We start from the raw sequence: 24287 nt of genomic DNA, 5'->3' as shown, positions 1-24287 counted from the left end.
TCGACTAATTAAGGAGCGTGAATACCATGGCAGGGACAATGCCCGAAATGGAAGATTATAAATATGGTTTCCGTGATGAGCATAAAGCGGTCTTCCAATCCGGTAAAGGATTGACGGAGGAGATTGTTCGCACGATTTCCGAGATGAAAAATGAGCCGCAATGGATGCTCGAATTCCGTCTGAAATCGCTGGAGCAATTCAACAAAATGCCAATGCCTAACTGGGGCGGGGACATGGCTGATCTGGATTTCAACGATATCCAATACTATGTTAAGCCATCCGAGAAACAAGGCAAGACATGGGAAGAAGTACCGCAAGAGATTAAAGAAACTTTCGATAAGCTGGGTATCCCTGAAGCGGAGCAAAAGTTCCTCGCGGGCGTATCGGCTCAATACGAGTCCGAGGTCGTATACCACAGCATGCAGGAAGATCTGGAGAAGCAAGGCGTTATCTTCACGGACATGGATACGGCGCTTCGCGAATATCCGGACCTTGTAAAAGAATACTTCAGCACGATCATTCCTCGTACGGACAACAAATTTGCCGCTCTGAACAGCGCGGTATGGTCCGGCGGCAGCTTTATCTATGTTCCGAAAGGCGTGAAATGCGAAGTTCCGCTGCAAGCTTACTTCCGTATCAACTCCGAGAACATGGGCCAATTCGAACGTACGCTGATCATCGCCGACGAAGACAGCTTCGTACACTACGTAGAAGGCTGTACAGCACCTATCTACAGCACGAACTCGCTGCATAGCGCGGTTGTAGAGATTCTCGTTAAGAAGAACGCTCGCTGCCGTTACACAACGATCCAGAACTGGGCGCCGAACATCTACAACCTCGTTACAAAACGTGCGGTTGCAGAAGAAAATGCGACTATGGAATGGGTTGACGGCAACATCGGCTCCAAGCTGACGATGAAATATCCTGCGGTTATCCTGAAAGGCCGCGGCGCAAAAGGCATGGTTCTCTCCATCGCCGTTGCAGGCAAAGGCCAGCATCAGGACGCAGGCGCGAAAATGCTTCACCTGGCTCCTGACACAACTTCGACGATCGTATCGAAGTCGATCAGTAAGCATGGCGGTAAAGTAACTTATCGCGGTCTCGCATCGTTCGGACGCAACTCCGAAGGATCGAAATCCAACATCAAATGCGATACGCTCATTCTCGATAACGAATCGACATCCGATACGATTCCTTACAACGAGATTATGAACGACAACATTACGCTTGAGCACGAAGCAACCGTATCGAAGGTATCCGAGGATCAGCTGTTCTACCTGATGAGCCGCGGATTGTCCGAAGCGGAAGCGACGCAAATGATCGTAATGGGCTTCATCGAGCCGTTCACGAAAGAGCTCCCGATGGAATACGCGGTTGAGATGAACCGTCTCATCAAGTTTGAGATGGAAGGCTCGATCGGTTAATAAATGGTTTGGATACGTGTCCGAGATTCTCGGGCACGTATTTTTATTTTGGAGGGGAGGCAGGAGTGTGAGTGATCTTGCCTTATGTGAAAATATGCAAAAAACGAGAACGCCCGTCCAACCTGGACGGGCGTTCTCGACGGACAGTTATTCCTTTAGAAAATAATTTCCTTGATCTCATACTCCCGGTCAACGGTAAGATCGATAAACCGTTCACCCGTTTGAATAAGCGGGCGGAAAAATTCGGTTGGATGGGTCATGACGATCGTTCCCACTTCGCCGGATTCGAGGACGGCTTTTTTGCCGATAAAGTTAGGGATCATATGCTTGATAAACGTATGGGTCGTATGCGCATCGAGCTCGTTAAAGCTCATCTTGTACAGTTCCTTTAATACAAAGAACAAGTCGCGCTTTTTCTTGTAGACGCGTTCGGAGATCATAGCGCTGTAAATATCAACGACGGCAATGAGCTTGGCTACCGGGTGAATCTCGTCTCCCCGCAGGCCATGCGGATAACCGCTGCCGTCATTGCGTTCATGATGCTGAAGAGCGCTGACCGCCATTATTTCCGATTTGTCCTCAAACGATTGTTGAATAATATCATAGCCGTAAAGCGTATGCTTCTTTACTTCCTCAAATTCCTCGTCGGTTAGCTTGGCGGGCTTGTTCAGAATGCTGGAAGGAATTCTACTCTTGCCGATATCATGGAGATAGCCGGATTTCGAAATTTCAAGCGCTTCCATTTCCGTATAACCAAGCCATGAGGCCAAGTAATAAGATAACATGCCCACTTGTACAGAATGCTGATACGTATAATCATCAGCCGTATTTAACAGAAGAAGCATGGAGACAACATCGCGCTCCATTTGGAAATTTTTAAGAAGAGGCTGGAAGGCGGCTGCGACCTCGTCCTGCTTTACGACCCCGCCGTCCGTTGCCTTCTGGAACAAACCCTGGAAGCCTTTGACGGCATTCTCGTAATCGGGCCGCACATTGGGCAGCCATTTGGGATTTACGGTAGTCTCAAGCGTACGATGAATAGGTTGCTCTGTAGTCTGCCGGTCCTCAATGTCAACATAGTCAACTTGATGCTGAAACAGCTTCGCAATATCCTTCTGCGCCAGGACGGTACCTTTGGACAAAACGTGCAGGCCGTATCCGTTAAAGGTGTCCTTAAGCAGGATATCTCCCTCTTTTAAATCTGAAATATGCAGCCTCATCGTTGCACCTCTATAGTAAATTATGTACAGAATATATGAAATAATAGTAACAATGAATGAATGCAATGGCAATAAGAGGGATGCGAAAACATGACTATTGTCCTATACGTTTAGCACCACTCTCCAGTTTTCCATCCATTAATTGGATAAGGAATCAATCGGATTCCATGGGCTTCCCTGCTGGTGCCCTTTCCACTCGGAACCATCTTCCCAGATTTCCTTTTTCCAGATTGGAACGATCTGCTTCAATCTCTCGATAGCATACCGGCTTGCTTCATAGCAGGCATCCCTATGGGGGGAGGAAACAGCGATAACGACACTGGTCTCTGCCAGGTCAACAACACCGATCCGGTGGGAAATCGCCGTTAGCGTGCCTGGCCAGCGTTCTTCAAGCTCCACGCCAATCTGTTCCATTGTACGTACGGCCATAGGCGCATACGCTTCGTATTCCAGACGGACCGTGCGCTGTCCATTGGTCCATTCGCGCGTCGTCCCAACAAAAGCAATCGCTGCGCCATGTTCGGGCACAATGACTTTTGCGAGTACTTCATCCGAGGTGATCGTCTGCTTCGTAATGACGTAGCGGCCGTCCGAAGAGGAGCATTCCGATCCCTCTGCTTCGTTCTCCTCCGGCTCTCCGCCCGAGACGGGAGGGAGGACCGCAAGCTCGTCCGATGCTTGAATAACGGTATCGTCGGAGGCATAAGTCTGATTGCAAGCCACAAACGAAATTCGCACAAGATCTGCCTGCTCCGGAAAACGGCTGGCGAGCTCCTGCTTGAGGGCCGCTACCGTCATCGAGGGAGTGTCTGTCTCTATTTGAATAACCGGGCTTCCGAATCGGTCGGAAAGCCCGGCGAATAACTGGATTTTCCAAGTGTATGCCATGTTATATAACCTCTCATCGCTTAAGGGTGAACTCCGTATTAGCATACCATATTCATGTGAAAAATGTTATTCTAGTAAGAAGAGAAAAGGAGTGAGAGGCATGCCCCCATTGTTGGACCGTTTCGGGAGAGAACACGATTATTTGCGTATTTCGGTTACGGATAGATGCAATTTGCGTTGTTTATACTGCATGCCTGAGGAAGGTATGGAATTCGCTGACGCCAGTCATCTGCTCAGCTATGATCATATTGTGGAGGTCGTTCAGACCGCAGCGGAGCTTGGCATTACCAAGCTTCGGATCACTGGCGGCGAACCGCTTATCCGCCCGGACCTGGATAGTCTGATCCGCAGGCTGAAGGCGATTCCGGGCATTGAGGACATCGCCTTGACGACAAACGGCATGCTGCTTGGCAAATACGCCGAAGCTTTAAAGGCTGCGGGTTTGAACCGCGTGAATATAAGCCTGGATACGCTTGATCCCGCGAGGTTCAAGTTTATTGCCCGCCGCGGCGAGCTGAAACGGGTAATTGAGGGGATTGAGGCGGCCGGCAGGGCTGGTCTTGCTCCGATTAAGCTGAATTGCGTATTGCTCAAAGGAATTAACGAGGACGAAATCGCTTCGTTCCTGAAGCTGGCTTACGAACAGCCGATGCATGTCCGATTTATTGAATATATGCCGATTGGCCATGCGGACGATAATTGGCGCAACCATTATTTGCCGCTGTCTCATGTGCTGGATACGGCAGAACGCGAAGGCTACGCGATTGCAAGGCGTACGAACGTAAAAGGAAACGGCCCGTCCGATGATTGGCAGATGGAAGGCGGCAAGGGATCCTTTGGCCTTATTCATCCGGTCAGCGATCATTTCTGCAAGAGCTGCAACCGGCTGCGCCTGACGGCAGACGGTTCGATGAAGCCCTGCCTGTATTGGGTCGATGAGCTGAATGTGAAAGCGGCGCTTGGCGATCCGGAAGCGATGCGCGACATTTTCTACAAGGCAATGGATCTGAAGCCTGAAAATCATGAAATGGCGGCTAAGCTGGCGAATGAGGCGTTGTCCCATACGCCAACCGATCGCCGGATGTCTCAAATTGGCGGGTAAAGAACCGGAGGAGGCAGGCATGACATTCTCAAATCGATCAATCCTAATTTTGCACAGCAACGATATTCATAGCCGTCTCGAGAACGCAGCAAGAATAATGTCTTATATAGAGGAGCAGCGTGCCGCCTATGGCAGCGAACGTATTCTCTGCTTGGATATCGGCGATCATATGGACCGCATCCGGCTGGAAACCGAGGGCAGCGACGGCATGGTGAATGTCGAGCTGTTGAATGCGGCAGGCTATGACGCGGTGACGCTTGGCAATAACGAAGGCCTGACGTATTCGAAGGATACTCTTGAGCGGGTATACCGCGAGGCGAAGTTCACGATTCTTGGCGCCAATATGCGTGAGCTTGAAAGCGGAAAGCTGCCGGGATGGCTGCTGCCCAGCACGGTTATGGAGAAGAATGGCATCCGGATTGGTCTCGTCGCCGCTACGGCCCGTTATACGGACTTTTACGAGCTCCTAGGCTGGGATCTGACCGATCCGTTTGAAGCCATTGGGGAAGAAGTGAGGAGGCTTAGAGATCAGGTAGACGTGATAGCCGTGATGTCCCACCTCGGGATTAACGTCGATAAGCAGATGGCGGAAAAAATACCGGGCATCGATCTGATCATGGGCGGACATACGCATCATTTGCTTGAGGAGCCGCTTGTTATCGGCGGCACCTCAATCTGCGCCGCCGGGAAATACGGCGAGCAGATCGGACGCGTCGAGCTCGAGCTTGACGAGAGCGCGAAGCGCCCCATTATTCGCGCAGCATGCGTGCCGATGGCCGCCTATGCGGAGCATTCCGCAGCCGCCGCGATTATCGGCGGCTACCGCGAGGCGGGCGAGCGGCGGCTCAGCCGGGTAATTGCCCGGCTGGATGCGCCGCTGCCCGCCCTCCCCGAGCGGGAATCGCCGCTCGGGAACCTGCTGGCCGCCGGCCTGCGCCGCCATGCCGATGCCGAGATCGGCATCGTGAACACGGGGCAGCTGCTAGGCGGCCTGCAGCAGGGCGACGTGACAGAGGGGCAGCTGCATGCCCTCTGTCCGTCGCCGATTAATCCATGCCGCATGCTGCTCAGCGGCGCGAATATCCGGGCAGCGCTGGAAGAGGCGCTGCTGCCTTCCTTCACGGGCATGCCGATCAAAGGCTACGGCTTCCGCGGCGAGGTGCTCGGGACGCTTGCGATTGACGGCATAGAGGTCGAATATGATCCGTCCCTTCCGGAGCTGCATCGAATCGTGTCGATTCATGTTAACGGCGAGCTGCTCTCCGATGAGCGTGAATACGTGGTTGGCTGTATCGATATGTTTACGTTCCATATCGGCTATTTGTCGCTGGGACAGGCGACGGAGGTGTCCTACTATCTGCCCGAATTTATCCGGGATCTTCTGGCTGCAGAGCTGAGGGAAGGGCATGGAATTACGGCATGCCACCAAGAAAGATGGAGAATATTGTCGAATTTTTAGTATAAAATGGTTGCCAAGCGTGAATTTATACCTTACATTAACAATACGGCTAGTTTTGACCGAATATAGAATGTATAAGTCTTTTCTGTTAGTATAGACACCGTTTTGTTAAGGGGAAGGATCAGGAACATGCGCTTGGTACCCATATCGCAATGCCAGCCTGGCATGAGACTTGCCAAAAAGATTTTCTCGGGCGACGGACTCGTCCTCTTGGGAGAAAACATGGAATTAACGAGTCGCCATATTTTCCGTCTGGAACAATATGGTATTCATTATGTGTTTATTAAGGATCCGAGGACGGATGATATCGTAGTTCCGGAAATTATAAGCGAAAATACGATCAGTCTCGCCTTAAAGGAGATCAAGACGAATTTCCGTGCGATGATGGATTTGCCGAAGCAGAAAAAAGGCGCTCCTTACCCGTACATCGCACAGCCTTTTAAACAGATCATGAATATGATTATTGATGATTTGTCCAATCATAAAGATGCCATGATTATGCTGATGAACATGGGGATTGTCGATGAATATCTCTATCAGCATTCGCTGAATGTCTGTGTATACACGACATTGCTGGGCTCTGCCCACGGATATTCAAGGGATGAATTAATGAAGCTCGGAATGGGAGCATTGCTTCATGATATAGGGAAGACGCAAATCCCGATGGACGTGCTGAAAAAGCCGGGATCATTGACCGATCATGAATTCCAAATGATGCGCAATCACGCCAAAATCGGATTCGAGCTTCTGAAGGATGAACCTAATATGCCGCTAATTGTAGCGCATTGTGCTTTCCAGCATCATGAACGGGTTGACGGCAGCGGATATCCGCGCGGGATTAAAGGGGACGAAATCCATGATTTTGCCAAGTGGATCGGCCTGGTTGATTCCTACGACGCGATGACAACAAACCGTGTATACCGTGCGCCTATGCTGCCTCATCAAGCAATTGAATTGCTGTATGCCGGCACCGGCACTTTGTATGAGCAGCATATGGTGCAGCTCTTCAGAGACAAGGTGGCTATTTATCCGATCGGGATAACGGTAAAGATTCATACTGGCGAGACCGGAGTTGTGGTCGATTTCAACCATTCGTACCCACATCGGCCTATTATCCGACTGCTCTACAACGAAGCGGGCGAAGAACTGGCTGTACCTTACGAAGTTGATTTATCGAAGCAGCTCAGCACGATGATTGTCAGCGTAAACGGCGAGCAGTCGAATGTTGGTTTAGCCTCGGGAATATAATAGGAGAAAAGGAGGCTGCTTGGCCTCTTTTTTCGTTTTTTATACCTATTTCCATTTGCTTCATTCCCCTTCGAACATTACAATGGTATAAGCTATACCCAATTTAACCATGTAAGTCAGGTGCTGATATCAATGAAATTAGTGAACGCGATAGATTTTGCTTTGAAAAATAATTCCCTCACGCCATTATCTCCCCTTAATGATCCTTGGGACCCGATCCGATCCTTGCAGCAATATGGACGCCATACATTGACCAGTGTCGAGATGACCGTATCCAACCTGTGTAATATGCGCTGCGAGCATTGCGCCGTAGGCGATACGCTTGTGATGTCGGAGCCGGCTAAGCTTCCGCTGGAGCTGATGATTAAACGTCTGGATGAAGTGAAGCATTTGGAGACTATAAGCATTACGGGCGGTGAGCCTTCTTTCTCGGACCGTACCGTGAAAGAGTATATGGTTCCGCTTCTTCAATATGCCAGAAGCCGCGGCATCCGTTCGCAGATCAATTCGAATGTCACGCTGCCTTACAGCCGTTATGAGCAGCTCGCTCCTTATTTGGATGTGATGCATATTTCGTTCAATTACACGAATGCGGACGATTTCCACCAGATTGGCTTCGCTAAGGCCGGTCATGCGGTATCCCGCGAAGCGGCTGCCAAGCTATATGACCGGATGATTGATAATGCCAAGCGTTTGAGCGATGCGGGTGTTCTTGTATCCGCCGAGTCGATGATCAACTACCGGACCCATCAACAGATTGAAGAGATTCACCGGCTGATTATCGAGATGGGCTGCCAGCGCCATGAGGTGCATCCAATGTATCCAAGCTCGTTCGCGAAGGATCTCCCGGTTTTGTCGAAGGAAGATATGCAACGGGCGATTAGCAGACTGCTCGATACAAGAGACAAGAACGTATGGATGCTGTTCGGGACCTTGCCATTCTATCAATGCAGCGACAATCCGGAGGAACGGAAGCTCTTGTCGAGACTGGCTTCGGAGCCGAACGTGACGGTGCGCAATGATCCGGATGGCCGTAACCGTCTGAATGTGAATCTTTTTACCGGTGAAGTATTTGTAACCGACTTCTCTGATGTGCCTGCATTTGGCAATATTAATGATGAGCAGCTGGACCAATTGTTTGATCGCTGGCTTGACCATAAGCTCGCAAGAAGCGTGAACTGCCATTGTCCGGCGGCCGCATGCTGCGGTCCAAACCTTCTGGTGAAAGACATGTATTATAAGGATGAGGATTTCCACCAGAAGAAAGCAATTCTTTAAATCCGCGGATAGAAAAGGGGACATTACTTTCGTAATTGGGCGTATGCTGATAGTGGACGAAGCTCTTACGAAAGTCATAGCCCCGCTTACATAACGGCTCGCAAACTTTTCCAGAGGAAAGGAGGGTATCGTTAAAGTGTCGATAAAAACGCTAGTCATGGTTGCGTTTGGGCTGTTCCTTTTGTATCTGCTATTTACGGTTGGGGCGCCGTTCCTGCTTGCTTTGGTAGTCGCTATTTTCCTGGAGCCGCTGACTCAGTTTCTAATCCGCCGGCTTAAGACCAACCGTCTCGTAGCTTCTACGATTTCAAGCAGTTTGTTTACCGTGATCTTAATTGGATTAATGGCACTGCTGGGAGTTAAGGTAGTCGCGGAGCTGATCGCTTTCGCGCAGAAAGTCCCTAACTATGTTGGGGATGCAAGTACATACGTAACCGATCTAGTTGAGAATGCAAGATCGCTTTATGCGAATTTCTCTCCGGATACCGTAGGCCAGATCGAGAATTGGCTGACCGATATGAGCAAGTCACTCACGGGTATGGTAGGCTCATTATCGTCCTCCGTTATTTCTTTTGCTTCCGGGATTCCGAGCATGTTCATTTTCTTTATCGTCTTTCTGGTTGCGGTTTACATGTTTGGGTTCAGCCTCAATACGATGAAAGATACGTTCCTGACGCTGTTCGAGGAGAAATCAAGGCCGCAAGTAAATGAAGTGCTGGATAATTTGAAAAAGTCGATCTTTGGCTTTCTTCGCTCGCAAATTATTCTGAGTGCACTTACTTACATCCTCTCGTTAATCGGTCTGATTATCCTGGATATCAAATATCCGCTTGCGATTGCCCTTCTTATCGTAATCGTGGATATTATGCCAATTCTGGGCACAGGTACGGTGCTTGTCCCATGGGGAACTTATCTGGTGATAACCGGTGACTTGTATGCCGGGATTGGACTCTACATCCTGTTCTTGTTCATGACGGTATTCCGCCGTATCGTAGAGCCTAAGATTCTGGGCGATTCGGTAGGGATCGGGTCGTTGTCCGCATTGATCAGCTTGTACGTTGGTTTTAAGCTGGTGGGCGTAATCGGGGTCTTTCTTGGACCGTTGGTTGTTATTATCTACATGGCGATCCGCAAAGCAGGCTTGTTCAAAATTAATATTAAGCTATAACGTGATCCGGCAAATTCTGCCGGATTTTTTTATTGGATAGTACGCCAAGGACAATAATAAAAGGGCGAAGAATTTCTCTACGCCCTGCTTTTACCAATTTAATTGATGGTTGGTATATGGATATTATTCTCGGTGTGAATCATCGCCACTATCTTCAATAGCATCCGTAGCTTTATTGCCTAATGCTGCGCCGACGATACCGCCTATAACCGTTCCTACAGGTCCTAAAGCAGAACCCGCAACAGCACCAACAACACCGCCGCCTACTGTGCCTGCTGTTTTTCCAACTCCAGCTGTATTGTTGTGGTCAGAATCGTGTCGATCGCGGTCATTGTGATTAGTCATATGTCCCACCCCCTATGATTTTAGGAATGAAGCTACACTGTAACGACATTCTTATCGTATCTTTCCCCATCCTGGTTGAAAAATTCTTTATTGTAAAACAGTCCGGAATGGCGCAACGCTTATGCCTATTCCGGATTATCTAATTTCCAGTGAAACTCAGCAATGACCTTGATAATAATGATCCTGATGCGACGAAAGACTGTACCTTGGCTGAGACGTGTTCTGTCGGCATGTTTTCAGTCTCGCCGTTAGATGCTCCTTCGCTCTTTGGATCCGCCAATGTACTGAATATCCTGAATATCTTTAGAATAATCGGATAGCGGCTTAGAATGGCATTACCATATTGACGAGGGTACATAAAGCGCGCTTTGCGAATTTACGATACCTATGGTCGAATTTGACGATATTCATATGTGCTCATGTTTGTTGAACTTTGAACATTAAATATAAGATTCCCGGCAGATTCTGCCGGATTTTTTTTATTGTAATAATGGGGAAAAGCCCTGCTGGCATACAGTTATTAGGAGATGTCTAATTGTCAGGAGGGATATCCGTATGACCACCGAGAGTAATGACCGCGTGGAGAACAACGGTAATATGGCTGCTCAGGCTGTGAACAGTGCCCCAAGTGCTGCGAATGCTGCAAACGCTGCAAACGTACCTAATGCAGAGGCTAGTGCAGCTAATGCGGAAAATGTTGCGGCTGCAGCTAATAATGCCCCTATGCCTAATATGGCGGCAGTAGAGAATATGGCATTGGGTAAGGAAAATAAGGGGTACAAGACCGCGAATAACACAAACCCGCTTAATCAGGTCCATGTGTATGAGCCTTTTATTGGTCCATGCGATCCATGTCCGCCGATGAAGCTAAAAACCTATGTCGTACCGCCTAACCTATTCATCCCGTATCAGCCGCAGGGGCTGCCCCAGTACCCTATTCATGAGGCATTAAGGCGGGGGACACTCTGGCCGGCATTGTACAGCTCTTATCAATCCAAGTTTTACTTGTAATATTCGAAGTAAGAATGATCACAAATGGCTAAGAAAACGGCCAAATGTGTGACAATTCTTAAGGTGTATGCTTTCGAAGTAAGAATTGCTTCGCAATTCTTTTGAGGAGGTTGATTTTCTTGAGCATTGTTCTGGACGAACAATACTACAGCAAGCTGGAAGAGCTTCAGGCAATAGGTTTTGCCCTGGTAGAATTGACCTTATATTTGGACACCCATCCGCATGACGCACAGGCGATTCAGCAGTTTAATCAGCTTGCAATGCAGCAGCATCAATGCAGGCAGGCGTTTGAAAGCCTATACGGGCCAATGCTTCAATTCGGGAACAGCTTCTCAAATTATCCTTGGCAGTGGTCTCAAAGCCCATGGCCGTGGCAGGTGTAATAACGGATTAAGCCCGTATTTCCACTTGAGAAAGGGGACGTGTCAAACGGATGTGGTTATATGAGAAGAAGCTGCAATACCCAGTAAGAGTAAGCAAATGTGATCCGAGGATGGCCAGATACTTAATTGAGCAATATGGTGGGGCAGATGGCGAATTATCGGCTGCACTGCGGTATTTAAATCAGCGGTATTCGATTCCGGATAAAGTCATAGGGCTATTAACGGATATAGGCACAGAAGAATTTGCACATTTGGAAATGATCGCTACAATGGTGTACAAACTAACGAAAGATGCAACGCCAAGACAACTCGAGGAAGCGGGACTTGGAGAAAATTACGTTAATCATGATAATGGAATGATGTATGTGAATACTTCCGGGGTTCCGTGGACTGCGGCTTATATTCAGGCTAAAGGCGACCCAATCGCTGATCTATACGAGGATATTGCGGCTGAAGAGAAAGCACGTGCCACCTATCAATGGCTGATCGATATGACGGATGACGTTGATTTGCAAGACAGCTTAAAGTTTCTGCGTGAGCGAGAGATCGTTCACTCATTGAGGTTCAGGGAAGCGGTTGAGATGATAAAGTCCGACTGGGGCACCAAGAAAGTATTCAAGGTGTAGTTCAGAAATTAAGATCACCTAGAAATAGCATGTAGCAGCCGATATCGGCTGCTTTTTTTTACGCTAACGGGCAGGTTAGTTCCAATATATGTCGAAATTAAGCGTCTGTAAGGTGGAAGAAGAAATTAGAGGTGGTGATGGAAGTATTGCTTTTGGACGGTATATCCGGATTCCCAGTCGATGATAGAACAAGGGTTGATTCGTTACAATTCAAAAGACTTTGTTACACGTTGGCAAGTTATTCTAATGGGAAGCTTTTATCCTTTGAAGAACCACATGTATCACAGAACTTTTATAAAGTAGAGCTTGGCTGGGAAAACAAGAGCACAAGCACTTACATCCTGTTAAACAGTTCCTATCCCTTCGTTGCATTTGCTTCTTCAGTTCGATATTTCGATATTGACTATATTGATGACCCACTTTCTAATGATGTAAATTCCTTTAGCACTGGATTTAGGGTACTGCCTGTATTCGTGCTTAATCAACGAGTAATACTCGAAGAAAGAACTCAAACCGTGCTAAACGAAAACAGCCTTAATAAGGCCGAACTAAACCAAATCTTTCATTGGAAACCTAAAACAGTCGGGGATATAATCTTTAATTTTTGGGATTAGTGATTGATTAAGGCATTAAACTATCTGGGAACTTTAGTCCAAAACAATAAACCGGCAGCAGATCAGAGATCCGCTGCCGGTTTTATTGAAGTAAAGGGCAGCATAGTTCAATCACTTAACGAATAATCAGGTACATAGAATTTGTAAAGTACTTGAATAAGAAATTATCTGAAGCTACTCGAAGGCGGGAAAGAAAATTCTGGATCATGTTACATTAACCAATCAATTCTTATTAATTTGATTCGTAAAGGTAAGAAAAAGGCAAAAGAACTTTCCTTAAAGGTCGATTTGACTCAAAAATTAACTAGTTATCAAAAAAAATTAGGGGAACTTGAAAAGATTGTAGAGCACAAATCTTTTAAGTGGATCAGACTAGAGCATATGAACCAAAAGGCAAACTTCGGGATACGATTTGCAAGGTAGGATTTTAGGTGAGAATTAATAATTTGTGATTGTGAGAGATTGTATACCTGTCCAGTTTAAAGGGATTTAAAGGGATAGGTTTTTTATTGGAACGGAGCTTACGTTGGATATAGCATGTATATTTCATCAGTTGAGTGATTACGTAATCTCATGGTAGCGAAGCTGAAGCGGGAAGATCATTTGACTACTTCTAATGGTTTAATTTCACACCAACTATTTCAGTATCTTAATCGAAATTAAATCGATAGTCACTATACATATTAAAAATGCGAAACTTTGTGTCGATAGTAACCATATAACTCTCGTTATTATCACTCTAAGTGTTAATATAAATAGATAATTCGGGAGGGTTAACAATGATTCTTAGTTCAACTAAGAAGTTTCGCCGTATCGCGACATCTGTGACATTAGCAACTACAATTGTCGCATCGATGTTTGCGGGAACGGCGTTTGCAGGACCACAACCAACTGCAATAGAGTTGAGTGTGCTCCAACCAGACGAGGCTCCTATTTACAAGGGAACCACAACTGAGTTTATGGTCGATGCAGCTAATATTGCCGCAGTTGACGAAAATGGTCTATCACAAATGATTTTCCAAGTCGAGTATGATCCAGCTGTATTTGACGAGGAAGGTTACACAACTGATGACCAGCTTTATCAACCGTCTGGTGTAAGATTGAACCCTGCTGTTCCTGAAGGTATGCAGTTAATGGATACACTGATCAGTCATGACAACGGTAAAACGCAATTGACTTTCATACTGGTTAATACTACTGATGAGACTATTACACCTGCAATGCGGGCATTTTTATCCTTTAAGCTTCATGTAAAGGATGATGCGCCTGTTGGGGACACTGGAATTATTGTTCGTCCTTACGATGAAACATCAATTGTTGACAGCACAGGGGAATCGGTTCCAAGTGGACTTATTACATCGCCAGTTTCAAATTTCACTATTCAAGCTTTACCTACGTTGAGTAGTGTAACAGCAAGAGCGGATTCGCAATCCTTGCTTTTTGGCGGTACAACTAATGTTCATCTTCAAGGAACTTATTCCGACAGTGCGATAGCTGATCTTACGGGTTCAGCTACATGGACTTCCAGTAACCCTGTGGTTGCTACAGTAAGTTCTACTGGTACAGTTTTGGCTGGTTCAGTGATGGGTTCAACTACGATAACTGGCACATATAATGGTTTGATTTCTTTTGTGCAAATAAGTGTAGTTCCTATCATAACGCCACCACCAAGCACATTCTTAGGTTTTGTATCTAACCAAGAATCGCTTCAAATTGACAATGTCGGTGGTGTGGGCGTTCTTCTCATGCAAGAGATGTGGACTACAGGGGTAGTGGATGTAACTACAACCGGAACTTGGACTTCTTCCGATGCGAATGTGGCATTGGTATTCAATGGTGCAGTAAATGCGATGGGTTTAGGTGATGCAATTATTACTTACACTAACGCACATGGTTCTAAAAATATCCCTGTGCATGTTGGGCCAGTAGGGCAACCAGAACCTGTACTCGAATCGGTTTACTTCACTGACGATGCTAACGATCCACTTCGAGTAGACAAGCAAGTGTCACCACAAATCAAGGGGCATTTCTCGGATAATCATGAAGAGCTTATAGATCCATCAGCATTCACATTCACGATTGACGATGAAAGTGTTGCAATGATTGGTGCAGACGGTCTTCTAACAGGGGTAAAAGATGGCATCACTAAGATTACTGCTCAATACACGGCTGACGACTCAATCGAGCCGATTTGGAATTATGTTTGGGTAGTCAATGATGATGTACATCCTCCAGCCTTTGATCATATCGGCATTGAGCCATATGACGTTCCAATTATTGAGGTAGGAAACACACTCAACCTGAAAGCAAAAGCATACTTTGATGAGGGTTCGATTAGTTACGATCTGTCGCGATATGCGACTTGGACATCTTCCGATGATACGGTACTGTCAGTTGATAAACATGGTGAGCTGACAGCAATTGCTGAAGGTGCAGCAACAATTTCGGCTACTGTTCCTATCCTTGGAAGAGGAAACCAAAACTTCACAGTAGAAGCAGCAGCCGGCACTTCTGAACCTCAAGTTGTTTCTGTAGATGCTGACACTGACGATTTAGGTACTACCATTGATGATAGTGAAGGGTATCAATTTACGTTAACAGCTACTTACGATGACGAGAGTACAAAAGACGTAACATCCCAAGCTACATGGACTTCTGATGATGAGGATGTCGTAACAATCAGCGAAGGTGGTAAAATGACTCCTGTGGGTCTTGGCACTACGCATGTTCACGGCACTTTCAAAGGCTTTACTGCGGATATCTTGGTTACAGTAAATCCTCTTCCACCTGTATCCATTAGTGTATCGCCGTTGTCGGGTAACATTTTGGTTGGTGAAACTCTGCAATTACAGGTTATTGGTACATTCGCAGATTCTACAACAGCTGACGTAACAGATAGAGTGTCTATAGATTCGTCCGACCTTTCAATCGTTGGCGTTTCTTCAACTGGTTTACTTAAAGGATTATCAGCAGGTACTGCTGAAATCACAATAGCAAAAGGCGGTCAACTGGAGAAGAAGTTGTCCATTACTGTCCGTAATTCAAGTTCTGGTGGAGGCACCGTTATTTCCACACCTCCGGTTCAAGTGGAAAAGCCAATTGACCTGAAAGTAGACTTCGACAAAACGAAGCTTGAAGAGATGATCAAGAAAGCTTCAGATACTCCATCTAAAACGTTTACTGATGTAACACCAGGTACATGGAGTTCTGAAGCCATTCAAAAAGCTACTAGCATGGGTATTATCGATGGTTACGAGGATAACTCTTTCCGTCCTGACGCGAGCATAACTCGTGCAGAGTTTGCAACGATTGTAGCTAAAGCATTTAATCTGGTGTCCTCAAGCAGCACAACTTTCCCAGATGCTACTAACCATTGGGGTTCAAAAGCTATTGAGGCTTTGGTAGGGCAGGGGGTATTAACTGGTTATGGAGACGGCACTTTCAAACCAGATAAAGAAATCACTCGTGCTGAAATCGTTACCGTTCTCTCACGACTGACAGACTTCAAACCTGTTGAGAAAAGCACTTTTACGGATATTGATAACAACTGGGCATCCACACAAATTAAAGTGTTTGCTGAGCAAGGTATCGTGAAGGGGATATCAACTACTGAGTTCGCTCCAAATGATTCAGCAAGTCGTGCAGAAGCTGTATCGATGTTGATTGGTTTAATCGATCTGATAGTTAAAGCTTAATACTACTAATGGGACATGGTTGGGTTATTACAACTATGTCCCTTCTTGTTCTTTAAAATATCTACCAAAGCAATGAACATCTGCGACTATAAGCCTCTCTGAAATGTTAGAGAGCGAAGATGGGCATGATGTTGGACGACAACAACATCTATACAACGGAAGTGGTTTCTACAAGTATGGGGCGATCAGTTTTAGCGACGGGTTAAAGACCCAGGGGAACGTTCGATCTGCCCCGGCTACTGAGAAATACACCACCGTACCAAAAGAGGTCAACCAGTAAAAACTGGCTGACCTCTTAATACGACGGGGCACGTTAGTTCAGAACAACAAATGGCAACTGATCCGGATGATCAGTTGCCATTTTTATTGGGCTAAGGGCAGGATAATGTTACAAATCAATAAATATTCGCGTCTTTATTAAAGAGATGTTTTTTAGATTTATGTAAGGAGGGAAATGTATGAGGATGATGTTATTAGTTTTGTTGATGTCTTTCCTCTCAGCAGGTCGTAGTAGCCAATCAGAGGATCAGCTGCGGCTTAATTGAAGTAAAGGGCAGTATAGTCGTAATATGCGGTAAAATGAGTTGAGGCAGCAAATTTAGTTTTACAGTACTACCCCACAAAGGAGTTAACCATGTCACAACAACGTAAGATTATTTCTACCATAACCATATTCTATACAATGTTGATTCTTTATTTTTTATTTCTCGCTTTCGGTAGAGTAGGTGCTGCAGAGCGAACGACTGGCTACACTTTTATTTTCAGACCGGACGATTTCTTTAAGTTGCCAAGTATATCGGATCTTCTGTATCCTACCCTGATGGATTTTGTAGGATTTGGAAACCTCGCAGCCTTCATCCCTTTCGGAATATTGATTCCATTGTTATATCGGATCACCTTTGTTCGATTCATTACATTGTTCTTCCTGTCGATTCTCGTGATGGAAACCATACAGGCACTAACGTTGCTCGGCAGCTTCGATGTTAACGACGCCATTCGAAACTCATTAGGCGCAGCAGTCGGTTTTGGGGCATACAAGCTTGGTGTTCGCTCAAAAAACGGTTGGCGTAATATTGCGATGACCGCCATTTCCTGCATGGTTCTTTTATTAGGGTTATGGGGATTGTGTGGTATTGTAGATAAAACGTTCACTAAAGAAGAAGGTCCTTTTGTGGCGATAAACGAATTGAAGGACAGCTCCGGAAATTCATCAATGGGGAAAAAAACGAATAGCTTTAAAATTAGCGGTCAAAACGTAAAACCCCGCTATAATATGTATGGCGTTGAAGGTGAAAATTTAAAAACGTTTACGTACACGTATAAGGAGAAGTTTATTTTCTCCTTGTATTACGGAATACCCGATCAAACGGATTATTCCGGAAGCATCCGTGTTTCCGTCAATGGGCTCGAGGTAATGACCGGCTCTGGAGAGGATCAACGCCGTTATCCTGAACTGTTTCCGGCGATATGCGAGATTCCTATCGAAGCGGGGAGCGAGCTCACGATAACCATTGAGGGGAACGAAAAAATATGGGATGTTGGGTATAGAAAGATGAAATTTTTCTGGAACTGAGTCAATCGCCGTAAACCGTATCACAGTAAAACATTACGCTAACGGGGAACTTTTGTTCAACAATCTAGAAGCAGTGTCCGCCGCGGCAGCTGCTCCATGCAAATTACCCGTTTGTAAAAAATTTAGTAGATAGGAAGATTGTATTAAATGATGAAGCAAACTAAATTCACTGTGCTAACTCTAACACTAGTCGCAGATTTAACGATTCCAGCAATAATTAACGCTGATTCTGCCGAGGTAACACAGACAGAATCCAATCTTCCAATTGTAACTCCAGCCACGTCGACAGAATCACCTAACGATTTCATTGTTATTGTTCCACTGACAAACTATAGCAGTACTGATACTAGCGCTAGCTCTGCTTTTGTAGTGCCAGGTGGTTTCGGCTATGGAAAACTTCACTTTCACAACGTAGGTAAAGGCGCGGTAACTGTTACGGTACAACACGTTGCTACAGGCTTAGAATATGTAGCAGTAAATATAGCTCCAGGAGCAGAGTATACGTGGAGAAGCAGTACTAAATATCCGCAATGTCTGCGCTCTGGTGATTATAACGTCCAATTCCACTCTTCCACTGCTGCTGTAAACGTGGATTTTGATGGATACGCATCCAATAGTGTAACGGAACTGCACTGAATGAAGCTCTGGTTTATAAGGGGAAGTCGGATGGATTGGTATCTTTACTTTTTATTGTTAAGCTAACTAGAGACGATAGTTCAGTATTCAGGAGCAGTTTGCTACAACGGCAGCTGCTCTTTTTTTATTAAACTAAAGGGCAGGATAGTTCCAATATGTGGTATTGTTTAGGTGATACCAAAAAGAGCTTTTTAGGTTTCAAAATTAGCAGATAGGAGCTGAAGTTTTGTTACCTGCACTTATAGATAAGCAAATTAATTTTAAGAATGAGAGCTGTCGATTGAGGGTTACTTCTTTTCATGGGGATTATTTAATTACAGTAAACCAATACAGCGAAGACAATCATTCAGTGCTGAGTACAAAGGTGTTTCTTCACTTTGGGCACAGAAATACAAGATTTAGGGAGTTTTACCACGCATATAGGCATAAGGGTTTTGATGAAATGGCTGAGATTATACGAGAGCTTGCATATAGAGTATTTGGTGAAGGGAATTGGTCAAATAACGATAGAAAACGCAAAGTGCTACCAACTCCCTTGTAAAAACTCAGTAGCAGGTAACTATACTTTCAGCTAAACCGAGGGACGGGAAACTTTAGTTCAATGAACAAAGCTGTAGCGGATCGGAGGATCTATTGCAGCTTTGTTGAAGTAAAGGGCAGGATAGCTGAATGACTTCGCGAATAAATTTAAGTGCGAAGTTCGCAGTAAAGACGTTGTAAGAAATTCCCGCAAAGTCGATACAATTATTAATTATTTTTGAGGTGATAATTTGAATAATAATATAAATATAAAAACAATTAAATCTACCCTAATTCCTATAAGTCTTATTTTAATTATTTGTTGGTATCTATTTGATACTACAACTGGGGAGAGAGTTACTTTATTAGTAGCTGGTAGCCATAATATACTTATACAAGATAAAGATAATCATCCATCGGGCATTCGACAAAGTTCATTATGCTACCGGGAAACATTAGTTAATCCGAAGCCAATAATGCTTTTTGAAGTGAGGTTTAAAAGATGGCAATCTGTTTGAACTTCGAGTTAATTAAAGTAAGAGGAACTATTGCAGAATATCGATTTGGAGAATGCCTAAAGGAACTTGATGGGGTATTTGAAATTGACCTGTCTAGTTTGATAAACGGCGATACTCCATTGGACACCCCCATCTTCGATGTGGTCAGACTAAAGAATAAGAAACAGTCACAAGCAGCAGCAAATAGAGTTTTTAGTATTATACATAGCTATTTCCTTGAGCATAAAGAGTACCCTAGAAAAGGCGACTATTATGCGTAGTTGATTAAACGGGAGACGATAATATAAGGAGGTTCAAACAGACGGGAGTCCTAATGATGTTTCCAGTAAGAAAGAGTTAGTAGAATTTCTAAATACATTGCGACATGACCTTACTAATAATATTGTGAGTTGGGAAAACCCAAATCTGGAGAGCTTTCTTGAAGCCATGGAAGCATGGCTAACTGATTGTGACTATAATTCCGATTCGCCTACCTGGGGTCTCTTTGCAACATCTTTATTAGCAGGCAAGGCGTACGAGTGAACAGTGTTTGCCCTTAAGCTAACGGGGAACGATAGCTCAACAACACGACAGCAGCCGGCATATAAGCTGGCCGCTTTAACTAATGGGTAGATAATCGTGGAAAATGGTGTTAAGTAAAGAGTGCTTTTCTACTAGTATAAACGAGTAAAAATGTCCTTACGTTCAAATTAATAATCACAGAAGGAGAATGAAATGAAGAATAGCTTATTAATAATTATCATGATATTTTCCTTAATGATCTCGGCTTGTTCTAGCCAAGAGCAGAAGGATATTAAGGAAACCATGAATTCTTATATGTCACTAATGAGTAATCAAAACTTTGATGAAATGACAAGTTTTTTTGCAGAAAGGTATTTTACTAGTAGCGGAATAACTAAAGAAGAGTTAAGTTCAAGTCTAAAGGCCGATAATTTCAAGTTGGACAATTATACATTAGATGAAATTAACATTTCTGAAGACAATTTGTTTGCAACGATTGATATATCGATTGATTTAATTGATTCTGATGAATCCAAAAATATAAGATATTTACTTACAAAACAAGATGAACAATGGAAGATATACGGCGAGGACTGAAAGTGTTCAATTTACTGACCATACTTCGTTGCGCTAACGGGGACCATTAGTTGAATAAAGAAGAAAGGCCGCCGGTAATTATGGCGGCCTTTCTCTCAATTAAAGGGCAGGATAGTTAAATGGTTTCGAGAATATTACAAGTAAGTACAATGGCAACAGAATAAGCGATTACTTTTGGAGGAACTATTATGACAGTTTCTAGGTTTGATGATATAGGAGAAAGCATTTACGACTTCTTGTATAAATACGATATCCTTATAGAATGTCCTCATTGTTTAAAAAGTGCCAGAGGCTTAAGAAGAAGCGAGGGGGAGTTCGGATATCTTCTCCAGTGCAAACGATGTGGTATATTAAGTCATCCCAATGTTGGTTCTTGGGGAAATGGAACTTTTATGGGGTTCAATGTTTGGTTACGAACAAATTGCTGCGGCGAATTGCTTTGGGCGTATAATAAAGAGCATTTAGATTTGCTAGATGGTTATATTAACGCCTCATTGCGAGAAAGGATCCCAAATCAAAATCAGAGTTTGGCAAGTAGATTACCTGATTGGATTAAAAATCGGAAAAATCGGAATGAACTAGCAAAAGGAATTGCAAAACTACAAAATAAATTAATCAATCATGATTTGAACTAACGAGGAACTTTAGCTGAAATATAGAATTCTACTATTGAGCAAGGAAGGATGATCTCAGTGATAAAGAAACCAGTCAATTTGGATGAATTAGTCGGAGAGATTGAAATTGGTTTAGATGATACGTTTACTTATATAGATGTTACGACAGGTGAAGTGATTACGTTAACTAGAGAAGAAATTCGAGCTGCTGAAGATGAACGGCCGTTTGAAGATTTTCCCGAATGGCAAAGAGAGAACATTGAAAGAGCAAGTTGCATACTCGAGGATGAGCAAGGGAAATTTGCGGACTTCACGTTAAAAAACGACTACAACGAATATGAACTCATAGAAGAGTTCATAAAGACTGTTGAAGATGAAAATATCAATGAAGCGCTAAATGCAGCAATTAATGGGAAGGGCGCATTTCGCAGATTTAAAGATAAAATAATAGAATTTGGCATTGATAAGCAATGGTACACCTACAAGGAAAACAAGATAAAGGAATTTGTGATTGAATGGTGTATCGAACATGATATTGAGTTCCAAAATTAAAATACACCTAGAATGAAAGCTGCCGCGATGGCAGCTTCATTTCGTTAACGGCAGGTTAACATAACAAACTCCACTGATATACGTCTAAATACTTGATGTATATCTAGGGTTGTATGAACTATAGTTCTCCGTTAGTGCAACCCCTTAAGAATCATCAATATCTATCTAAAACCAGTCAGGATGCTCACCTCTTGTAATAACACCATCCATAGGGAATACCATATCTATAAAATTCACCTCAATACAACGTGATAACTAACATAAGGGGGGAATGTAGTGCGTGTCGGTAAGAAAATTGGGGGTGTGATTATCTTGTTGCTTATAATGGTTACTCTGTCATACATCAGTACTTCTGAAATGAAAACAGGAATTCCCGATTAAACACCTTTGTAGACTTACAGTGTTACAATGTTCTAGTCACCAGACATCACTCTATTTGTGTCTACCCCAAGTATAGGAGGAAAATAAATCATGCAAGTTTCTGATAAATCTCCTTTCCGCTTTGCTGGCTTTGGCGCACTTATTACTTCAGTAATCATCGGCGGTTCCCTTCTTTTCGATGATCCTGAACGGGCAGTCAATATTGGCATATCGGCCATGTTCTTCACAATCGTCCTTTATTGCATCGTGAATATCATTAACTATAGACGGCAAGGTGTTCGCTACCGGTTTCTTGGCGTTTGGATCGGCTTGGCTATGATGGCATCTATATTCGGTGCTATTGTTGCAAACGCTATATAGAAAGAACAAAAAAGACTGCCTAAAGGGCAGCCTTTTTCTTCTTTCAGGTTATGGTTTGATAATTTGTAAGGAAAACCAACACACCTAGGACGGTTGATGATGCCGAACTAAGATCACATCACCTGAAGGAAATGGATGAATCGAGTATAACATGGTTACAGGCATTTGAAAATCCACATGGCCTAAATATTTTTTAGTTACAACGTAGGGCGACTGAAAGGCTGCCGTTTGTTGTTTAACTTTTACGCTCTAATATAGGTGCCTTCATATATAAAGTTTCTGCATCTGGATAACAAATCTGTACTAAGCTTCCTACGGCTCTCATTCGTAATAAATCAAGACGTGGATCAGTCCCTTTGTCGGCTGACATCAAGGCATTCAAACAACTGGCACACCGTTTCAAATGAACCGCCACTGCCCTTCAACATCGACATGATGATACATCCTCCGGCCTACTGAGTTGCTCTTCGACGAAATGAGCGTATCGATTGAAGAGATGCCGTGTGAAGGCATCGGCTCCTTCAACGGTATTCAGCGCATTGTACTGCTCCATGGGCGGCAACAATGGGTGATTCTCCTCCAGTTCGAGCAAGCATTTTACACGTACACCTAGAGCTGTCAAATAGTTATGGAGGCGGGTTGCTGTCGTCGTTTTGCCGGAGCCGGGGATGCCGTCAATAATAAGCAATCGTTTTGTAGAATTGATTGTTGGTGAGTATAGATATTCGTCCATTTAAGTTTGTAGCGCCTCCTATAATCAGTCTATAATAAACCATATTTTCGGTATCAGAAATCAATACCCTTCTGAACTAACTGGGAACATTAGTTTAAAACAAAGACCGGCAACAGATCAGAGATACGCTGCCGGTCTTCTGTTGAAGTAAAGGGCAGAATAGTTGAAACATCGCAACCTTTATGTGGGACATTACGTCTCACATCTAAATGAAAAATTATGGGGGTGAATTTCAATAAAGAAAATTATCGTGATCCCGTGTATGTTTGAAATGGAAAATCCCACGGTATGGTTTTCCTCGATCTAAGAAAGCTTGTCCGTGACTTTCTTCTTTAGATATGTCTAGCCCTATAACAGGGTTCATTTTATCTCTCCTTGATTGAAATGGATTTACCGGTAGCCCCTATGAACCTCCTTGTCGTGCCACAGCATCGCATGTGATACGGGAACTCTGTTCCAACCAGCCTCAATCATGGTCATGACAAGTAGGGGGGAACATTATAGCGCTCGGGATCAAGTCCCACGGGCAGGTACGTTCGACCCGGCTACCTTAATCCTCGAAGCTAATGCAAAAAGGATCAACCAGAAAGAAATGGTTGATCTCATAATACGAACGGGCAGGATAGTTTAAAAGTTTCGCGAATACCCTAGATATGGAAGTGTTTACGAAGCTCGTGAATAAGACAGAAATTCCTTAGATCCAATAATAATGAAAAGAGGGAAGGAAATTTCGAACCTAATTACAATAATTCGAAGAAATATTTTTACAATAAATTTTTTGCCGATAATATTTTTTCATTTAATATTGTTACCTATTTGGTTGTTAGTGAATGTTTTTGAAG

At 44.3% G+C, this 24287-nt stretch carries 22 protein-coding genes; 18 read left to right on the top strand and 4 right to left on the bottom strand.

Annotated elements, in window-relative coordinates; translation table 11 throughout:
• The first annotated feature begins 26 nt into the window (after positions 1–26).
• Positions 27–1424: a Fe-S cluster assembly protein SufB gene (gene sufB, locus PJDR2_RS23245; RefSeq protein WP_015846167.1), complete on the top strand. Its 1398-nt coding sequence runs from the start codon at positions 27–29 to the stop codon at positions 1422–1424.
• 155 nt (positions 1425–1579) lie between these two features.
• Here the strand turns inward: sufB and PJDR2_RS23240 are convergent, their stop codons facing one another.
• Positions 1580–2644 (bottom strand): HD-GYP domain-containing protein, encoded by a 1065-nt coding sequence (locus PJDR2_RS23240; protein WP_015846166.1) that lies wholly within the window; start codon positions 2642–2644, stop codon positions 1580–1582.
• Positions 2645–2782: 138 nt separating this feature from the next.
• Positions 2783–3532: a molybdenum cofactor biosynthesis protein gene (locus tag PJDR2_RS23235; protein ID WP_015846165.1), complete on the bottom strand. Its 750-nt coding sequence runs from the start codon at positions 3530–3532 to the stop codon at positions 2783–2785.
• Positions 3533–3632: 100 nt separating this feature from the next.
• Between PJDR2_RS23235 and moaA the strand changes: the two genes are divergently transcribed.
• The 5 genes from moaA to ytvI all read left to right on the top strand — a co-directional run bounded on the left by moaA (position 3633) and on the right by ytvI (position 9787).
• Complete coding sequence (gene moaA, locus PJDR2_RS23230; RefSeq protein WP_015846164.1) at positions 3633–4634, top strand: GTP 3',8-cyclase MoaA; 1002 nt, start codon at positions 3633–3635, stop codon at positions 4632–4634.
• Positions 4635–4653: 19 nt separating this feature from the next.
• Positions 4654–6093, top strand: a complete 1440-nt coding sequence (locus PJDR2_RS23225) for a bifunctional metallophosphatase/5'-nucleotidase (protein WP_015846163.1) — start codon at positions 4654–4656, stop codon at positions 6091–6093.
• A gap of 129 nt (positions 6094–6222) precedes the next feature.
• A complete protein-coding gene (locus tag PJDR2_RS23220; RefSeq protein ID WP_015846162.1) occupies positions 6223–7341 on the top strand; it encodes an HD-GYP domain-containing protein in 1119 nt (372 codons plus the stop codon).
• A 132-nt stretch (positions 7342–7473) separates the two neighbouring features.
• Positions 7474–8619 carry a radical SAM/CxCxxxxC motif protein YfkAB gene (gene yfkAB / locus PJDR2_RS23215; protein WP_015846161.1) on the top strand — a complete coding sequence of 382 codons (1146 nt, stop codon included), beginning with the start codon at positions 7474–7476 and terminating at the stop codon, positions 8617–8619.
• A gap of 136 nt (positions 8620–8755) precedes the next feature.
• On the top strand, positions 8756–9787 hold the full coding sequence (ytvI, locus tag PJDR2_RS23210; protein WP_015846160.1) for a sporulation integral membrane protein YtvI: 1032 nt from the start codon (positions 8756–8758) through the stop codon (positions 9785–9787).
• Positions 9788–9910: 123 nt separating this feature from the next.
• On the opposite strand, the gene PJDR2_RS23205 is transcribed toward ytvI, so the two are convergent.
• On the bottom strand, positions 9911–10132 hold the full coding sequence (locus PJDR2_RS23205; protein ID WP_015846159.1) for a glycine zipper 2TM domain-containing protein: 222 nt from the start codon (positions 10130–10132) through the stop codon (positions 9911–9913).
• Between the two features lie 861 nt (positions 10133–10993).
• Here PJDR2_RS23205 and PJDR2_RS33605 point away from each other — a divergent pair.
• The 12 genes from PJDR2_RS33605 to PJDR2_RS23140 all read left to right on the top strand — a co-directional run bounded on the left by PJDR2_RS33605 (position 10994) and on the right by PJDR2_RS23140 (position 22712).
• On the top strand, positions 10994–11143 hold the full coding sequence (locus PJDR2_RS33605; protein ID WP_265525205.1) for a spore coat associated protein CotJA: 150 nt from the start codon (positions 10994–10996) through the stop codon (positions 11141–11143).
• A 119-nt stretch (positions 11144–11262) separates the two neighbouring features.
• Complete coding sequence (locus tag PJDR2_RS23195) at positions 11263–11526, top strand: spore coat protein CotJB (RefSeq protein WP_015846157.1); 264 nt, start codon at positions 11263–11265, stop codon at positions 11524–11526.
• A 50-nt stretch (positions 11527–11576) separates the two neighbouring features.
• Positions 11577–12152, top strand: coding sequence for a manganese catalase family protein (locus PJDR2_RS23190; RefSeq protein ID WP_015846156.1), 576 nt, complete (start codon positions 11577–11579; stop codon positions 12150–12152).
• A gap of 131 nt (positions 12153–12283) precedes the next feature.
• Positions 12284–12766, top strand: a complete 483-nt coding sequence (locus PJDR2_RS23185; RefSeq protein WP_150106550.1) for a hypothetical protein — start codon at positions 12284–12286, stop codon at positions 12764–12766.
• Between the two features lie 779 nt (positions 12767–13545).
• A complete protein-coding gene (locus tag PJDR2_RS23180) occupies positions 13546–16461 on the top strand; it encodes an S-layer homology domain-containing protein (RefSeq protein WP_015846154.1) in 2916 nt (971 codons plus the stop codon).
• A 634-nt stretch (positions 16462–17095) separates the two neighbouring features.
• Positions 17096–18034, top strand: a complete 939-nt coding sequence (locus PJDR2_RS23175; RefSeq protein ID WP_015846153.1) for a VanZ family protein — start codon at positions 17096–17098, stop codon at positions 18032–18034.
• A gap of 147 nt (positions 18035–18181) precedes the next feature.
• Complete coding sequence (locus PJDR2_RS32080) at positions 18182–18670, top strand: hypothetical protein (protein WP_015846152.1); 489 nt, start codon at positions 18182–18184, stop codon at positions 18668–18670.
• Positions 18671–19691: 1021 nt separating this feature from the next.
• Positions 19692–19967 (top strand): hypothetical protein, encoded by a 276-nt coding sequence (locus PJDR2_RS23160; protein ID WP_015846151.1) that lies wholly within the window; start codon positions 19692–19694, stop codon positions 19965–19967.
• Between the two features lie 454 nt (positions 19968–20421).
• Positions 20422–20805, top strand: coding sequence for a hypothetical protein (locus PJDR2_RS23155; RefSeq protein ID WP_015846150.1), 384 nt, complete (start codon positions 20422–20424; stop codon positions 20803–20805).
• A 188-nt stretch (positions 20806–20993) separates the two neighbouring features.
• Positions 20994–21440, top strand: a complete 447-nt coding sequence (locus tag PJDR2_RS32075) for a hypothetical protein (protein WP_015846149.1) — start codon at positions 20994–20996, stop codon at positions 21438–21440.
• Positions 21441–21497: 57 nt separating this feature from the next.
• Positions 21498–21971, top strand: a complete 474-nt coding sequence (locus tag PJDR2_RS23145) for a UPF0158 family protein (protein WP_015846128.1) — start codon at positions 21498–21500, stop codon at positions 21969–21971.
• Positions 21972–22442: 471 nt separating this feature from the next.
• Positions 22443–22712: a hypothetical protein gene (locus PJDR2_RS23140; protein ID WP_015846148.1), complete on the top strand. Its 270-nt coding sequence runs from the start codon at positions 22443–22445 to the stop codon at positions 22710–22712.
• A 421-nt stretch (positions 22713–23133) separates the two neighbouring features.
• Here the strand turns inward: PJDR2_RS23140 and PJDR2_RS23135 are convergent, their stop codons facing one another.
• Positions 23134–23445, bottom strand: coding sequence for a hypothetical protein (locus PJDR2_RS23135; protein WP_015846147.1), 312 nt, complete (start codon positions 23443–23445; stop codon positions 23134–23136).
• Positions 23446–24287: the final 842 nt, after the last annotated feature.

Origin of the sequence: Paenibacillus sp. JDR-2 (genome assembly GCF_000023585.1) — a bacterium.
In the GTDB taxonomy this organism is placed as follows: Bacteria; Bacillota; Bacilli; order Paenibacillales; family Paenibacillaceae; genus Pristimantibacillus.
The sequence above is the reverse complement of the archived record's forward strand: the minus strand, read 5'-3'. Positions and strand labels throughout refer to the sequence as shown.